This window comes from Gilliamella sp. Nev3-1 (assembly GCF_001690435.1).
In the GTDB taxonomy this organism is placed as follows: domain Bacteria; phylum Pseudomonadota; class Gammaproteobacteria; order Enterobacterales; family Orbaceae; genus Gilliamella; species Gilliamella apicola_C.
This window is the reverse complement of sequence record NZ_LZHN01000071.1, coordinates 19192-33932: the sequence shown is the minus strand read 5'-3', so window position 1 is coordinate 33932 and position 14741 is coordinate 19192. Positions and strand designations below refer to the sequence as shown.

19 protein-coding genes are annotated in these 14741 nt (G+C 32.0%); 8 read left to right on the top strand and 11 right to left on the bottom strand.

What is annotated here, in order from left to right:
- The first annotated feature begins 164 nt into the window (after positions 1–164).
- Complete coding sequence (locus tag A9G40_RS11455; RefSeq protein WP_065583141.1) at positions 165–1772, top strand: conjugal transfer protein TraG N-terminal domain-containing protein; 1608 nt, start codon at positions 165–167, stop codon at positions 1770–1772.
- 134 nt (positions 1773–1906) lie between these two features.
- Here the strand turns inward: A9G40_RS11455 and A9G40_RS11450 are convergent, their stop codons facing one another.
- Together A9G40_RS11450 and A9G40_RS11445 are read right to left on the bottom strand one after the other, a co-directional pair.
- The gene (locus A9G40_RS11450; protein ID WP_065583140.1) at positions 1907–2122 is read right to left on the bottom strand and encodes a hypothetical protein; all 216 of its coding nucleotides are present in this window, start codon (positions 2120–2122) and stop codon (positions 1907–1909) included.
- 51 nt (positions 2123–2173) lie between these two features.
- On the bottom strand, positions 2174–2452 hold the full coding sequence (locus A9G40_RS11445) for a hypothetical protein (protein ID WP_141675259.1): 279 nt from the start codon (positions 2450–2452) through the stop codon (positions 2174–2176).
- A gap of 513 nt (positions 2453–2965) precedes the next feature.
- Between A9G40_RS11445 and A9G40_RS11440 the strand changes: the two genes are divergently transcribed.
- From A9G40_RS11440 to A9G40_RS11415, 6 genes are all read left to right on the top strand, one after another.
- A complete protein-coding gene (locus A9G40_RS11440; RefSeq protein WP_065583138.1) occupies positions 2966–3424 on the top strand; it encodes an STY4534 family ICE replication protein in 459 nt (152 codons plus the stop codon).
- A 121-nt stretch (positions 3425–3545) separates the two neighbouring features.
- Entirely contained in the window at positions 3546–3923 is a 378-nt protein-coding gene (locus tag A9G40_RS11435; protein ID WP_081302250.1) for a HigA family addiction module antitoxin, read from the top strand.
- Positions 3913–4203, top strand: a complete 291-nt coding sequence (locus A9G40_RS11430) for a type II toxin-antitoxin system RelE family toxin (RefSeq protein WP_065583136.1) — start codon at positions 3913–3915, stop codon at positions 4201–4203. The genes A9G40_RS11435 and A9G40_RS11430 overlap by 11 nt, the downstream gene beginning before the upstream one ends.
- Positions 4204–4467: 264 nt before the next feature.
- On the top strand, positions 4468–4860 hold the full coding sequence (locus A9G40_RS11425; protein ID WP_065583135.1) for a hypothetical protein: 393 nt from the start codon (positions 4468–4470) through the stop codon (positions 4858–4860).
- A gap of 82 nt (positions 4861–4942) precedes the next feature.
- The gene (locus A9G40_RS11420) at positions 4943–5332 is read left to right on the top strand and encodes a hypothetical protein (RefSeq protein WP_065575867.1); all 390 of its coding nucleotides are present in this window, start codon (positions 4943–4945) and stop codon (positions 5330–5332) included.
- Positions 5333–5440: 108 nt separating this feature from the next.
- The gene (locus tag A9G40_RS11415; protein WP_065575866.1) at positions 5441–5701 is read left to right on the top strand and encodes a hypothetical protein; all 261 of its coding nucleotides are present in this window, start codon (positions 5441–5443) and stop codon (positions 5699–5701) included.
- Positions 5702–5708: 7 nt separating this feature from the next.
- Here A9G40_RS11415 and A9G40_RS11410 read toward each other — a convergent pair whose 3' ends face one another.
- The 9 genes from A9G40_RS11410 to A9G40_RS11375 form a co-directional block, all read right to left on the bottom strand.
- Positions 5709–5969 (bottom strand): type II toxin-antitoxin system RelE family toxin, encoded by a 261-nt coding sequence (locus tag A9G40_RS11410; protein WP_176700490.1) that lies wholly within the window; start codon positions 5967–5969, stop codon positions 5709–5711.
- Positions 5970–5971: 2 nt separating this feature from the next.
- Entirely contained in the window at positions 5972–6193 is a 222-nt protein-coding gene (gene relB / locus A9G40_RS11405) for a type II toxin-antitoxin system RelB family antitoxin (RefSeq protein ID WP_065583133.1), read from the bottom strand.
- 130 nt (positions 6194–6323) lie between these two features.
- Positions 6324–8630, bottom strand: a complete 2307-nt coding sequence (locus A9G40_RS11400; protein ID WP_065583132.1) for an SNF2-related protein — start codon at positions 8628–8630, stop codon at positions 6324–6326.
- 81 nt (positions 8631–8711) lie between these two features.
- Positions 8712–10187 (bottom strand): DUF6094 domain-containing protein, encoded by a 1476-nt coding sequence (locus tag A9G40_RS11395; RefSeq protein WP_065583131.1) that lies wholly within the window; start codon positions 10185–10187, stop codon positions 8712–8714.
- Between the two features lie 15 nt (positions 10188–10202).
- Positions 10203–10790: a hypothetical protein gene (locus A9G40_RS11390; protein ID WP_065583130.1), complete on the bottom strand. Its 588-nt coding sequence runs from the start codon at positions 10788–10790 to the stop codon at positions 10203–10205.
- Between the two features lie 79 nt (positions 10791–10869).
- A complete protein-coding gene (locus A9G40_RS11385; protein WP_065583129.1) occupies positions 10870–11421 on the bottom strand; it encodes a DUF3275 family protein in 552 nt (183 codons plus the stop codon).
- 91 nt (positions 11422–11512) lie between these two features.
- The gene (locus A9G40_RS11380; protein ID WP_065583128.1) at positions 11513–11899 is read right to left on the bottom strand and encodes a hypothetical protein; all 387 of its coding nucleotides are present in this window, start codon (positions 11897–11899) and stop codon (positions 11513–11515) included.
- A 96-nt stretch (positions 11900–11995) separates the two neighbouring features.
- Positions 11996–12121, bottom strand: a complete 126-nt coding sequence (locus A9G40_RS15545; protein WP_255307313.1) for a hypothetical protein — start codon at positions 12119–12121, stop codon at positions 11996–11998.
- 99 nt (positions 12122–12220) lie between these two features.
- Positions 12221–12574 (bottom strand): hypothetical protein, encoded by a 354-nt coding sequence (locus tag A9G40_RS11375; RefSeq protein WP_065583127.1) that lies wholly within the window; start codon positions 12572–12574, stop codon positions 12221–12223.
- A gap of 327 nt (positions 12575–12901) precedes the next feature.
- Between A9G40_RS11375 and mobH the strand changes: the two genes are divergently transcribed.
- Positions 12902–14725 (top strand): MobH family relaxase, encoded by a 1824-nt coding sequence (gene mobH / locus A9G40_RS11370; RefSeq protein ID WP_065583126.1) that lies wholly within the window; start codon positions 12902–12904, stop codon positions 14723–14725.
- The last annotated feature ends 16 nt before the right edge of the window (positions 14726–14741 follow it).

The window sequence follows — 14741 nt, the reverse complement described above, 5'->3', positions numbered from 1 at the left end:
CTGGTTTCCTTTTATTAAAACTAAAAAAAATGATAAAGACAAAAGTAGTAACAACTGAAAAAAAGATATATTACAACAGATTAGTTTTTAGAATTAGCATGTTATGTGTTGCTTTAATTTGTTTTAATGAAGTGATGCTATTTATTAAAATGGGGTAATGATATATGTCTGCAATGAGTTTTTTTGACTATGTGACATTGTCACTAGCGTGGTTGGTAAATAACGGAATATGGAGCATTATATCATCTTCTGGTCTTTTTATTGTCCCTTTCATATTTAAAATGTTTAGCATCACGATAGATGTTATGGAGGACGGAGAATTAAAAGGTAAGCATGCAAACGTTATTCTGACTAGATTAGAAACGTACATTTATATTAGCATGGTTGTCATTTTCTTTGCATGTTATCCATCGATTCCTCTTGATGTTCGTGTATTACACTATGAGCATAGTGGATTTTCAGCAGCTATCGATAACGGAAAAATTACTCGACAGAAAATGGAATGTTCATACGCTGAAATATCTCCAGAATCGTCATCATTTAAAAAAAATAGTATTTTATTTAGTGGGCAACAAATTTACGTCCCGATTTGGTGGCATTTCGTTCATTCGTTATCTTCTGGTTTCACACAATCTGTAGTTACGACATTACCATGTAATACCGATTTACGAGAGATTCGTACAACAATTTCAGAGCTAGCAGTAAAAGATCCAATTTTGAAAAAAGAAGCCAATGAATTTTATTCATTTTGTTTTAATCCATCGTTTAACAAATTAAGTACTGAGTTGCCTAAATTACCTGATGATTTAATTAGTGATGTGACATGGCCAGGATCGTCATACTATTTAAATACACCAGGATATTATGATACTTTTAGAGCACAGAATCCTCAAAAAGATTGGCCATATGACGAACAGCGAGATGTAGGTTTGACGCCTGGTGATGGTAATTCGGGATATCCGACATGTAATATATGGTGGAGTGACAGTAAAGTTGGATTAAAAAAGAAACTGATTGCTGATATTAATCGGCAGATTAAGATCGAGTCTAATGAAAAATCAAAAACAGGTAATTTAAATCCGAACATTAATAAATTTTCGTTTTGGGAATGGTTGACAAACAGTAAAGAAGAGCTGGATGAAATTGTTTTGCGTTCAGTTTTAAATCCAAAAAAAATGTTACAGAGTTCTGATTATCTGTTTGTTGACTACGAAAATAGGGATCCATCGATATCTGAGCAAGTTGGAAGTTCAATTGCATCTGTAGGAGCATTTTTTTCGTCTATGTCGAACTTTATTGAAATTGATGCGTTGCGACAAGCAGCACCTATGGTTCAATCGATATTAATAATGTCTATTATTATTTTATTACCTATCATTATTTTAATTGGAGGATTTGAACCAAAGACGATAATCACGCTAACATTTGTCATGTTTTCATTGATATTTTTAACATTTGTCTGGGAACTGGCACGTTTTCTAGATTCTAGACTGATTAATATTATGTATGAAAATAATGCTATTCATTTTATGTCCGATAAATGGAATATTAATAAATCGCTAGTTGATATTATTACGTCATTTGTATTTATTGGATTCCCTTTGATTTTACTTGCAGGTTTGTCGTGGGCTGGGTTTAAAGTTAGTTCAGGAGTAGAGCGTTTTATAAATGAAAGTTCAAGTAAAATGCAAGAGGCAGGAGAAGATGGAATGAGTAAGGCTAAAAAAGGAAAAGACAATGCAATGAAAGTTGCAACAAAAGGAAAGAAATAGTTAAAATGTTAAATAATAATAAGCTAATATAAATGGCATATTAGCTTATTATTTATAATAACCTTTTATTTTATCACCACATTCTATCGCCATCGCTTGTGTAAGCATGACCGTCATCATCATAATACGATATTTCATTTTTTATTCTTTCTTCTTCTTCTTCTTTCTTCCTCTTCTTCTGCTGGTGTTGTTTCCAAAAAAAACAGTAATATGTATAGTATACCTTTGAATATAAACCATACAAATTTACCTAGGCCAGATAAAATTTTTATAAATAATTCAAAACCGTCACTATTAAAAAGCATTTTATGGTTTGTGTCAGATTGTGTTGACTTATCTTTATTTTCCATTTTTATGTCTCTGATTAATTAGCTTATTATTTATAATAACCTTTTCTTTTATCACCACATTCTATCGCCATCGCTTGTGTAAGCATGACCGTCATCATCATAATACGATATTTCATTTTTTATTCTTTCTTCTTCTTCTTCTTCTTCTCTTCTTTTTTCTTCTGCTGGTGTTTCCAAAAAGCATGGTAATATGTATAGTATACCTTTGAATATGAACCATACAAATTTACCTAGGCCAGATAAAATTTTTATAAATAATTCAAAACCGTCACTATTAAAAAGCATTTTATGGTTTGTGTCAGATTGTGTTGACTTATCCTTATTTTCCATTTTCATGTCTCTGATTAAAATTTATTCTTTTATATATAAAACATCTTTTATTTTGTGTCAATGCTAAATACTTAAATGGCAAAAGCAAAGGGTAAAGGGGTAAGGTAAAAAGGGTAATGGTATTAAGGGTAATGGGCCATAATGGGAATGGCCCTACCTTGAAAAGGCTGAAAAGGCTAAAAGTAAAAAGGGCATAACATAACTAGCTGTTGATTTTTAATTTAATATTGAATTTAGTGAATAATTTGCATTATAATGAAACCTGTTTTCGTTACTATTTAGTAGCAAACAACGAGAAGATGATCGTTAATTCTCAGACGTAGCCAGAAATGGGACGTTCCTTTTTTAAGGTGATCACGCACTAACAACCAACAAACTCACTGTTTTTTCAGGTTGGTGACATCTATTTTGATGTTGAGTTCTTATTAACCTATCTTTTACTCACCCATAGGGGAATTTTATCCCTTTGGGCTTAAATTCTCCTTTTTTATTGACTTAATTTTGGAGAATATTATGACTAACTCAACTAATAACACAGTAACTAAACAATTTTTTGATTTACATACAACTGGAATTGGCTATTTAAACCGAATCCGTGAAGTTAAAGTCAAAAATGGTAAACCTTATTTATCATGTACAATCGCAGCACTAAGAGGAAATTGTCAAAGCGCCGAATATACTTACATTAACTGTAACGTTACCGGTGAAAAAGCAAAAAACTTAGTTGAAAAATGTATTGAAGCAAATAAAGCTAACAAAAAAATCTTAATCAGTTTTTGTGTTGGTGATATCTATGCTGAAACATTTACATACAGCACTGGGGTTAAAAAAGGAGATGTTGGAATCAATTTAAAAGCTCGATTACTAAAAATCTCAAGCATTAAAATTGATGGTGAGCTTAAATATTCGGATAAAATCGAACATTTAGAAAATCAAAGTGAACCTCAAGAAGAACTCAGTAATGTTGCATAACAATTAACAACTCAAAAAAGCAAGGAAACTTGCTTTTTTAATTGTTAAATCAGTTGCTTCAACTCTCCATTTGTGATGTAATTCCTCACAGGAATAGACTTATATGATAATTGGAGCATTTATGGAAATGTTTAACCCTTCACATCCAGGTGAAATTTTATTAGACGAAGTTTTACCTAATACATTAAATATGACTATTACTGATTTTGCTAAACATCTAGGTTTTTCACGTGAAACAATATCAAGAGTGTTACATGGTAAAGCCCCTATTTCGCCAACCCTAGCTTGGCGATTAGAACTAGCTGGAATTAGCACTGCAAGAATGTGGTTATCATTACAATCCCAGTATGATTTATGGCAAATTAAACACAAATCAAACCAACCAGAAATAATTCGTTTAGTTCCGTGTATTGACGAAGATGAAGATATTCTTAGAATTGCCGAAGATAGACTCAGAAATCCTGGTAAAATTATTGAGGTAAATGTGGATGACCTTTAAAGTCGTGTTCGATGAAAAGGCATTTAAAGAATGGAATAAATTAGATCGGAGTATACAGCTTCAATTTAAAAAAAAGTTAAAAAAACTTCAGATTAACCCCTATATTGAATCAGCTAAGTTAAGTGGCTCACTGTCTGGGTGTTTCAAAATAAAATTGAGGTCATCTGGATTCAGAATGGTCTATAAAGTTATTGATGAGCTTATTATTATCAAAGTGTTAGCGATAGGTAAGCGAGAATCTTTAAATGTTTACAACGATGCAAAGCAGCGCATTAATTAAATCGTTATACTAATTTTTTTCGCTACTTTTAGTGGCAAACATAGAGAAGATGATCGTTAATTCTCAGACGTAGCCAGAAATGGGACGTTCCTTTTTTAAGGTGATCACGCACTAACAACCAACAAACTCACTGTTTTTTGCAGGTTGGTGACATCTGTTTGATGTTGAGTTCTTATAAACTTATCTTTTACTCACCCATAGGGGAATTTTATCCCTATCGGGCATAAATTCTCCTTTTTATTGACTTAATTTTGGAGAATTATCATGACAATTAATTACATTAAAGACTTATTTACAAGTAATTATGGATTTAAACTAGAAATCACTTTTACGGACAATAATCAGGTCGAAATTATCACTTCTGAGCGTAGTTTTAATTCAATTATTGAGGTTGAAAATGAGATTACTCACATTCTTGGTAATGTTTGGATTGATGGTGAAATTAATAATCGTCCATGTAAAGTTAAACGTGCATCAATAGTAGACAATTCTACCCAGAACATAGTAATTAGTGGCTTAGTAAATGTAGTATTAGTTCATTGGCAGTTAAACCCAACAACTAATTTACTCGAATATCTGAAACGCAAATTACCTATTGTTCGTAATATTGAAATAGCTAAACTCATTGATCTAACTCGTTATGAATTAGCTTTATAAAGATTATATACAATTTGAAATTTCCATTAGGAGAATACTCCTAATGGAGGTTCTCCTTCAATTACACTATAGGAGAACACTTATGCATAAAATTAATAGATTATATCTTCGAGATGATATTATAAAAATTGATGACGATATATTATCTAATATTAAACGATATGATTTGATTAATTCATTCTCTGATGGGGAAGGCGTTGAATTTAATCTCTATCTATCAGAAATGGAGGATTGGTTGATAAAACAATGGCAATGTAATAATTTAAATGATTTCAATCATAAAATTGCTAGCCGTTTCAATTCATCTTATAAAGAAATTTTATCATCAGGAGATTATACACAATGTTTTTTGATTTGCTTTTTGGAGCATTTAAAAGAATTAGGCCATAATGCCTATTTTGATTTGTATTCCGAAGCTGTATTAAGTATTGATGGTGAAATTATTGATCATATCTGTCTCTTAACTAGTTAAATCATTCACAATAAGAAAGCAAGGAAACTTGCTTTTTTTACAACTATGATGTAATACATACTAGGAAATAAGTTATAATTCTTCGTTTTTCGACTAAGGAAAAAGTAAATGAGGCATTTAATAATTTATCCAGACATTAAAGCAAGGGCAATTAAGAACCCTTCTGAAGATGATTATTTACGCTATGAAAATACTGATCATGGTCTACTTGATGATGATACATTTAACGAATTAACTAAACGAAGAATTCAAGAGTTATTTAAAACTCAAAGCTACGTTGAACAAGTCGGAAATGAAATCTGGCGAGTTAAGCCCGATGGATCTCGTGAATTCATAAAAAGGATTGTTAAATACGGAGAATGCTCATAATTAAGTATTATTTGTAAATATCTTTTCGATGACCAACATTAATTATTTTAATTTGTATTTTTTCGTCAGAAATATTACACAGTATTCGATAATTTCCTATACGGTATCTCCAATCTGCTAAATTACCTTTTATCGCTTTACCAGTAAAGCGTGGATTTTCACAATTGATTAAATTTTTTTCAATCCAGTTAATTATTATTTTTGCTTGTGATTTATCAATTTTTGAAAGTGATTTTAATGCTTTTGCCGTATAAATAACCTGATACATCATTATAAGCCTAGTTTTTGTTTAACTTCTTCATGGGTATATGTTTCAGGATGTTCTTTATTATATTCGATTGCTTCTGTGAGAAGTTTTAAATCTAATTCATCTTCTATTTTTTCAATAAGGCTTTCTTTAAATAAAGAAGATAAGCTTTTCCCTTGAAAAGTTGCGTATTCAGAAAATATACTTTCTTCTGTTTCGTTCAATCTTATACTAACGATAGACATGTTATGTTTCCTTGTATTTGGTAAAATATGTATTACATTGTAATACGTCAAGTATGTTTATGTCCAGTTTCATTTAAATAGCTAAAAAAACGCAACAAATGTTGCGTTTTTTTATGGAATAACTGTTTTATTATGATGCAATCAGCTGTTTTGCTAAAGCCACTTCAATGGATTCATCATCAGAATTAAGTATATCTAATCCCGATTCAGGCATATCCCCTGAAGTACTTTGTGAAACCGCTATTTTTTTTGCCATTAATTTTAAACAGCTTGTTTGTGCTGAATTTTCATAGCCTAAATAAATCACTTTTACATCATTTTTTTGGCCAATCCTAAACGAGCGTTTAGCCGCTTGTTGCAATGTGTAAACATTAAATCCTGTTTGCAAGAAAATAATGGTCGGAAAATCAAGTAAATCAAGACCTGTTTTAACAAGTTCTGGATTTGTTATGACAATATCATAATCTTTATCCACTTTGTCTAAGATCCAATCCTCCCTCTTTTCTGGCGACACATTTGATTTTAATATAGCTGTTTTTAAACCAGCTTGTTCTAAAATAAGCTTAAGCCGTCCAGTTATATCTCGAGTACCAGTATAAGTTGCATATACTAATACTTTACGACCATCTGTTTTTTCAGCTAAACAATGTTCAACTAAAGATTGCTCTTTTGGCGAACATTCAATAAAACTATCACCCTCATCACCACTAAATACAGATGGCACAAAAGCCAGCTTATCTCGTGTTCTTGGATGAGTGACTGTTTCTGCTCTAAAACAGCAGTCAGGCCATGCAAGTAAGGTATTGAGAACCACACCAAGTAATGTTGTATCTCTTTTCACCAAAGCACTTCTTAACTCACTCTTCAGTTTATTCGATAGCTTATCGTAATGACTCCGTTGCTCATGTGACATTGGAATATCAATATACTCTTCAGTATAATTCGGAAGAATATTATCACCAATATCTTTAAGCTTTAGAAATACAGTATACGGTAATACATATCGCAAAATACCTTTTGGCCCAAAACCAGGAGCTTTTTGTGTTCGATGAGAAATCTGATTACCTTTTGCCGTTTTATGGCTATTTCCATGCTTTTCTGTATATAGGTCTTTAATGATTCCATGATCTCGCATAAACTCCATCGCAGCGGAACCTAGAGAACCTCTGCTATTCGGTTTATAACCGTCTTCAATCATCTTAGACGTTAATACACGAAATAGTAAGAAAAACAGATCATCTGCATATCCTCCCATAAGAGTACCAGTTAAAAGTAAAATCTTTTTAACTTGGCTGGCAAGCACACCCATAGCCTGGCCTTGTGCAGAGCCTTGATTTTTATACTCATGACCTTCATCAACAATCAATAGATCAAAAAATCCTTGTGGTAAATATCTTTTGATAAATTCAGTAGCTTGATAAGCACCTTCGCCAAAACCAAATTCAAGTTTAGCTAAAGCTTTTTCTATTCTTATGGCTTGTCTGTCAGTGAAAATAAACTCACCATCTTCATTCATAAGATTAACAAAATCTGATGCATTATCTGCAAGCAGATCAGATAGAAAATCGTCACCAAATTTACTAATTAGAGATTCAGCTTTCACTGGCCCAATTGTCGGAATTTGACACATTGATTTTTTAACTCTGTCTCTAAAGCTAGAATTTGAGTTATTACTTGATGGTCTAATCAAAGTCCATAAAGCACTGCCACAATTTACACAAGTTGCTCGATGTTCTTTCAAAACAAAATCGCTAAAAAGTATTAACTCGCCCTCATCATCACGACAAAAATTATAACAGTCAGGACAAGCGGCACAGTCTCTTTTTATGTATTTTGTTTTAACTTCTCCATGCTCACCATGAATATTTTGTTTTTGGTAAATAGGTTTTGATTTTAATGCATGTTTCCAGTGGTATCCCATCCGCATTCGAACACGTCCTAAAACGTAAAATTCAGGCACATTAGATGTAATACCTAACTTAAGCTCTTGCCTCAATTTTAATAGTTTTACAAGCGTATCTGAGCCATTTAAAACCCATACTCTTGCACCTGGTATCGTTTCTAAAATTTCACGTCGCCATTTATATACAAGATGAGGTGGCGAAATTATAAGATTACGTCGATACTGGGCTTCATAATGAAGTACTGCTGCCACAGCAATTGCCATCATTGTCTTTCCTGTTCCCATTTCAGCATTGATAATCGCTGCTGGTTCATTCTGATCTAATAACAATTTTGTAACAGCCTGTACAACATTAGCTTGTTCACTAAATGGTTTACGTTTTAACTGTTCCATAATTGATTGTCGTTCAAATGACATATCATCCTGAAGGTAAACGGGAGGGTTAGAAGCATTCAAACTATCCAACAATGAATCTTTAAATTCATTAATAAAACTATTTAAATCAATTTGTGTATTTAATGTTACTTGTTCCATTTTTAATCCTTAGATAAAAAGGGATACAAGCTCCACAAGGGATTGTATCCCTTATGGGTTAATATTTTAATTAATACAGAATTAATACTCATTCGGCAGCATTAGTGTAGTCATAAAAGCTTGCTTATAATCATACCACTCTGTAATAATCCATAGTTTTTTATCATCAGAAAGCTTATAACTTGCAAATAAGCGATCATTTTTTTGTCCTTGCCTTAAAACTCGATCATTTAATTTTTTGTCACTATCATCCATATCATTACCCCAATCACCTTTTTCATAACGACTGAGCGCTTTTGAAACAGCAAGTGCCATATTAAAATCACTATCTGTTAAGGACTTAACTCCTTGTGTAAAATAAATCTCTCCAGTGATAACCAAATTGTATTGATTGTTTTCAAGACATCCATCATCTTCACACAATTCATCAGGTTCATTATCTCGGTTCGAAATTAGAAATAACGAACCAAATGTTTCTGAATTTGGAGTGAAATCCCATGCCTTAATTGAAGGAACAAATTTATCGGTCAAAATTGTTTTTGATTCAACAATAAAGCCCTCATCATCCAAAGTATTTTCAACACTTTTTGACTTTGATTTGTAAGTATCACCTTTAATGATATAAGTTTTACCTGTATTGGATTTTACAATACCATTGATTTCACCAGCAGCTAGTGCTAACGATAAATGCCAATCCGACATTTTACACAACGGTTTGCGTTTGCGTTCACAACATTTTTTGAAAAAAAGATTAAAGTCATTCCATAGTCCACCTATCTTTTGAACTTCCTGACCTAACTCTTCATCAGTAAATGATAGTTTATAGAAAGATTTAACTTCACTTTCTGGCTCAGGAATTTGATACATCGGCTTATTTGTAACAGCTATCTCATCAGGAACAATTTTTCCTTCAAAAATAGCTTCAAATTTTGCCTTCATATCATTTTTTTCCTGAAGTGCTATATCATTTTGTCGAACCTTTCTTCCTAAAATAACAATCTGCTTGAATTGTTTATCACAAGCTGTAAATATTGAAATATCAGTGAACTGACTTGCAATCCAATTTGAAAGCATCTCATCAAGCTGAGTAAACGGAATTATTAATACTAAAATACCGTTATACTGAAGCGACGGGATCGTAAAACGATAGAATATTTTCTCTAGTCGTTTGTAGTCTTTCTGATAATTTGTAATTGCTCCATTATGTTCACTAGTTAAATCTCCATATGGTGGATTTAAGAATAATAAACCAAAGGAATTAGGTGAAATAACGGTATCAAATAAGTCACTTCTTAACAAAACATCACAATATTTTTGAGCTAGTTCTGCTCGATGTCGATTGTATTCAATACCATATAGTTTTGCTTTATGACTAAGTGAATACGCAATATTACTTGCTGCTCGAGCTTCACCAACACAAGGATCTAAAACTCGAATAGCAGTATTATCAGTTCTTACAAAATGGCTAATAATTGCATTTGTTGTAGCATCATCCGTTGGATAATAGCCATTTTTAGCAAAATTATGCGCCACTCTCGGCGATATAAGTGCAACCATAAATACTCCCTATGATTATGATAAAGTTAAAATACCATCACGAATTTTTTGGCTCATGATTTGAGTTAATATTGTGTCGTTTACTATGATTGTTGTTGCATCAATATCACCAACAATTGCTTTATGTTCTTTAATCATTCCTTGTTGTTTAGCAATCGATACAATTTCGTCAGCCCAATGTTCTAAAATGGGTACAGATGAAAGTGTTTTAATTGCATCAAAGTAACGATTATGTCTAGTGGAAACATCTTCTACCTTATAAATAGAGATCATTGAATTTAAATCACGGAAATCACGGTTTGGCTCAATAATGCGTTTATCAAAAATAAAAGCATGAATCAACGAACCAAATAACGTTTTAGTTACTTTCAATGTGCGCTTTGCATAATGCTTTCCTTCGGCTAAAAACACCCGATGATGATTTAACTTAATATCCGTTAAACCATGTTTAGTTGTTTCGCCAATCGTCAGTTTTGCAAAGAGTTCCTGCATTGCGGTATCTTTCCCCCATACAGATAAAAAAATCAGTTCGGAGTCATTATTCGCAATACAACAATCACATTTCAAATCAGGAATATCTTGTAATGTAAGAATGTTACTCATTAAAGTTTCTCCTTAAATCAATATAAGGAGAAACGATCTCTAGGAAGACCTGTTTCTCCCCAGAGATAGATAAGTTAAGTTAAAATTGTTCTGGCAATTTATTCCAACATTGGCTTTTATAGTCAAAATGGTAACCAAGTTCGATTAAACGTTTTTTCTGGGAACGTATTTTTAAGCGATCCTCCGTTGAATCTAGTTTAACTTGATCACCTATCGGCCATAAAATACCAAACAGTTCTGCATCACCTGAACCTGAGGTAGCCATAGTTTCTTCATGTTGATGTTCAGTATTAACTTTCTGAACTTCAGATGACTCAGTCTGACAAATAGGGTCTTCTGATACATGTATTTTTTCTGAATCTGCTTCATCTAATTTAGATGAATTAACTAGATCCATATCTTCAATATACGCACAACATTCAATAACAACACGATTGCCATAACTATATGAAGAAGATTTGATTTGTTTAATAACAAACGACCCTTCATATTTTCCAGCTTCATACTGATCCAATAATTTATTATCTTTTAAAGAAAATTCACCAATAGACGTAAAAAGCTTTGCGACATTAAAATTGCCATATCTCCCCGTTCTGGTCGTAATGACTAATTCACCAGGTATTGAAATCATATTAATGCTCCAGTATAAAAAGTAAAAGTAAACCAACCACTTTATGCGTAATAAAGTAAGTTGGTTTAAATAGAAAATAGAAATAGGAAAACTATTTTTGTAGTTGATGATAATTTCTAACTTGAGTTCGCCATTCTTGATTTACTTCTAAATTAGCTAATTCAAGGTAATTAAGTGGACATGAATAATAAGGAGGAAAAGATAATTCACAATAACATGAATAGCTCCAATCCTCGTCAATTTTTTTAATCAAATTACATTTTATATAACGGTATTTACCTGCCAGTAAAATGTTTCGATAATCGTTTATGACATTAAATTCAATTAATGACCATAATATGGTTACTCCATGAATATAGTCATTACAAACATGAAATTGTAATGTTTTTTCTTCATAATGTTCACTATAAACAGGAGCAATTAATAAATTAATTAACTCAGATTTAGTATGAATATTACGCTCTGAATACCATCTCATAATAATAAACCTCCTCAACAACAAATTAGGAGATATCACTCACGCAAGAGAAGTGAATATCTCCTCTTGGCGACATTAATTAGAACATAGCCAGTATTAAGACTTATGTAAGTATTCTTGAATGATTGAACTTAATGATACATCTTCAGGAATAGTTGCTTCGTAATTAATTAAAGCCATAAAATATTCTGTTGAAAGAAGTATGTATTCGTTAGTTAACATGGATATCCTCCTAATTAAAAGTTGAATAAAAAGGAGAATACTTTCCACAGGAGAAAATATTCCCCTATGGGTGAGTGATAAAAACAATTAATTACTTATTTAAAATAATTTTCTTGTTTTATTTTGGATCTCATTTTTTTCTAATGAGGCATGAGTTAGTTCTCGTTGTTGCACCAATGCTGGAAGTAAGTCATTGTATTCCTCAATTCTTAGCATTCGAATATCCTTCAATGAAGGTGTAAACCAACTAAACGTTTGTCCCAATTGTTGAACGGCTAAAACACAAGTTACTGCATTAATACTACTATTACCAAAATACACAGATCCTTGCTTCCATTCAAAACCAAGCTTTTTTAACTCATCTCTAACTTCTTTATAAGCATTAGTATATGCACCAGGATAATAGTGCTCTAACCTGCTTGTATCGAAGTCAAAAGTAATTGCATAAGACATTGAGTATACCTCAATATGTGAATGTGATAGTCTAAAATAACTCAACATCAAAATAGATGTCACCAACCTGAAAAAACAGTGAGTTTGTTGGTTGTTAGTGCGTGATCACCTTAAAAAAGGAACGTCCCATTTTACTGGCTACGTCTGAGAATTAACGATCATCTTCTCGTTGTTTGCTACTAAAAAAGTAGAAGAAACAAACTAATTATACTAATTAAGTAAAAATCCGCAATAAAATATTTTGATGAATATTTATTTTTCTATATTAAATATGGTTCACCAAGTTTATATTGATAAATATACAGGTATTTAAAAATTGTAGTGATTATGTTTCATTTCATAAAAAAGTTAATTGTTAAAAATAAACATGAGAGTATCAATAATGAGAATTCATCATCATTGGAAGACTGGTATATTCCAAAATCGGCAACAGAATTGCTTGATACACCTTCTCGAAAAAAGCTGATCTCACTAATTTGGCAACGAGTATCAATTGATCAACAACGGTTTAATAAACTATACATGGATGTTATCAATAATTATGTTGAAATAGTGCAATTATTGCCAGCGTCAGAAGCTCATCATCATTCATATATTGGAGGTATGATTGATCACGGACTTGAGGTGGCAAATTATGCATTGAAGTTGAGGCAATCCTATTTACTCGGAGCTAATGCAGAAGATATACCAAGACAAGCTCAGGCTTGGAGTGCCGCAGTTGTATACGGTGCATTGTTACATGACATAGGAAAAGTTGTTGTAGATGTGCATGTCGAAATGAATGACGGTAACATCTGGTATCCGTGGAAAAGCAATTTAGATTTACCGTATCGGTTTAATTATAAAAAAGATAGGGATTATTCTCTTCATCCGAGTGCTGCTGCATTGATGATTAAACGAATTTTACCAGATGAGAGTATCACTTGGTTATCTCAATTCCCAGAATTATTTAAATCGTTTTTAAGTTTATGTTCTGGTCGCACTGAAAAAGCTGGCGTATTATCTGAAATTATACAAAAAGCAGATATGTTTTCTGTATCGAATAACCTAGGTGGAGATCCAACAAAAATACTGAGCAAACCAGTATCATTAATGAGTAAAATGATAGTTTCGATAAGGTATTTAATTGAATCGGAATTAATTTTGAATGGTCCAAAAGCTTGCGATGGCTGGTTTGATGGGAAAGATGTTTGGGTTATCAGTAAGTCATTCACCGATAAAATGAAAGCTAATTTGTTGCAAAATGGTATAACTGATATACCGACTGATAATGCAAAAATATTTAATATACTAAAAGAGCACGGGATAGCAATAGCAAATGAAGATAAAACTATTTGGCCGTGTAAAATTGAATCTGAGGAGAGTGGTTGGATTGCTGAAAAATTAACACTTATCCGTATACCTGCTAATGTGGCTTTTCATAATATTACTAATGCTCCAGAACCATTTAAAGGTTCAATCACTCCACTGACAGAAGCTGAAGCTGTTGAAAAAAATGATCTTATGATTCCTGCAATTCCTGCCGAAGCTGATGAAAAGCCAAAATTAAACATTGTATCTGAGTCTGTAGATGACAAAGCCTCTATAATGCAAGATACAATATTTAGTTTATTTTCCAATGTGGATATGGCTGATAATCATGATGATTGCGACAATTCCAAAGAGGACCGTCAGATAAAAGGGAATGATTCAAAAAATAATAATATTTCTATTTCAAATGAGTGTAGTTTTAACACATTAGATAATGATGATATCTATAATCACCCATTTTTTAAATGGGTTAGGAGTCAAATTATTGATAAAAAACTACCAGTTAATAATCAGAACGCATGTATTCATACTGTTGACGGCAAAATATTCATGATAACTCCCAAAATTTTTAGGAAATACAGTTTATATATGCATGGTAATGATGATGATAGTAATTGGAAACAATATCAACGTGAATTCCAAGAGTTGAAAATTCATATAAAATTTAGTGATGAAGGATTTAATATCTGGAAGTGCCTAATTTCTGGGAAAAGAAAAAGCCATACTTTTATCAAAGGTTACTTAATTGATAACAAGCCGTTATTTGCTATTGAGAATAATTTCCCTGATAATCCACATCTAACATTAATTCATGATGTTAACATTTATAAAAACAATTAGTGAGAAAATGAAAATC

Excerpts from the sequence above, each read along its gene's own strand:
- A9G40_RS11400 (WP_065583132.1), bottom strand. The coding sequence starts at position 8,630 with ATGGAACAAGTAACATTAAATACACAAATTGATTTAAATAGTTTTATT.
- A9G40_RS11450 (WP_065583140.1), bottom strand. The coding sequence starts at position 2,122 with ATGGAAAATAAAGATAAGTCAACACAATCTGACACAAACCATAAAATG.
- A9G40_RS15545 (WP_255307313.1), bottom strand. The coding sequence starts at position 12,121 with ATGTTAACTAACGAATACATACTTCTTTCAACAGAATATTTTATGGCT.
- relB (WP_065583133.1), bottom strand. The coding sequence starts at position 6,193 with ATGTCTATCGTTAGTATAAGATTGAACGAAACAGAAGAAAGTATATTT.
- A9G40_RS11425 (WP_065583135.1), top strand. The coding sequence starts at position 4,468 with ATGACAATTAATTACATTAAAGACTTATTTACAAGTAATTATGGATTT.
- A9G40_RS11410 (WP_176700490.1), bottom strand. The coding sequence starts at position 5,969 with ATGTATCAGGTTATTTATACGGCAAAAGCATTAAAATCACTTTCAAAA.
- A9G40_RS11455 (WP_065583141.1), top strand. The coding sequence starts at position 165 with ATGTCTGCAATGAGTTTTTTTGACTATGTGACATTGTCACTAGCGTGG.
- A9G40_RS11380 (WP_065583128.1), bottom strand. The coding sequence starts at position 11,899 with ATGAGATGGTATTCAGAGCGTAATATTCATACTAAATCTGAGTTAATT.
- A9G40_RS11440 (WP_065583138.1), top strand. The coding sequence starts at position 2,966 with ATGACTAACTCAACTAATAACACAGTAACTAAACAATTTTTTGATTTA.
- A9G40_RS11395 (WP_065583131.1), bottom strand. The coding sequence starts at position 10,187 with ATGGTTGCACTTATATCGCCGAGAGTGGCGCATAATTTTGCTAAAAAT.
- A9G40_RS11445 (WP_141675259.1), bottom strand. The coding sequence starts at position 2,452 with ATGGAAAATAAGGATAAGTCAACACAATCTGACACAAACCATAAAATG.
- A9G40_RS11375 (WP_065583127.1), bottom strand. The coding sequence starts at position 12,574 with ATGTCTTATGCAATTACTTTTGACTTCGATACAAGCAGGTTAGAGCAC.
- A9G40_RS11420 (WP_065575867.1), top strand. The coding sequence starts at position 4,943 with ATGCATAAAATTAATAGATTATATCTTCGAGATGATATTATAAAAATT.
- mobH (WP_065583126.1), top strand. The coding sequence starts at position 12,902 with ATGTTTCATTTCATAAAAAAGTTAATTGTTAAAAATAAACATGAGAGT.
- A9G40_RS11435 (WP_081302250.1), top strand. The coding sequence starts at position 3,546 with ATGGAAATGTTTAACCCTTCACATCCAGGTGAAATTTTATTAGACGAA.
- A9G40_RS11415 (WP_065575866.1), top strand. The coding sequence starts at position 5,441 with ATGAGGCATTTAATAATTTATCCAGACATTAAAGCAAGGGCAATTAAG.
- A9G40_RS11430 (WP_065583136.1), top strand. The coding sequence starts at position 3,913 with ATGACCTTTAAAGTCGTGTTCGATGAAAAGGCATTTAAAGAATGGAAT.
- A9G40_RS11385 (WP_065583129.1), bottom strand. The coding sequence starts at position 11,421 with ATGATTTCAATACCTGGTGAATTAGTCATTACGACCAGAACGGGGAGA.
- A9G40_RS11390 (WP_065583130.1), bottom strand. The coding sequence starts at position 10,790 with ATGAGTAACATTCTTACATTACAAGATATTCCTGATTTGAAATGTGAT.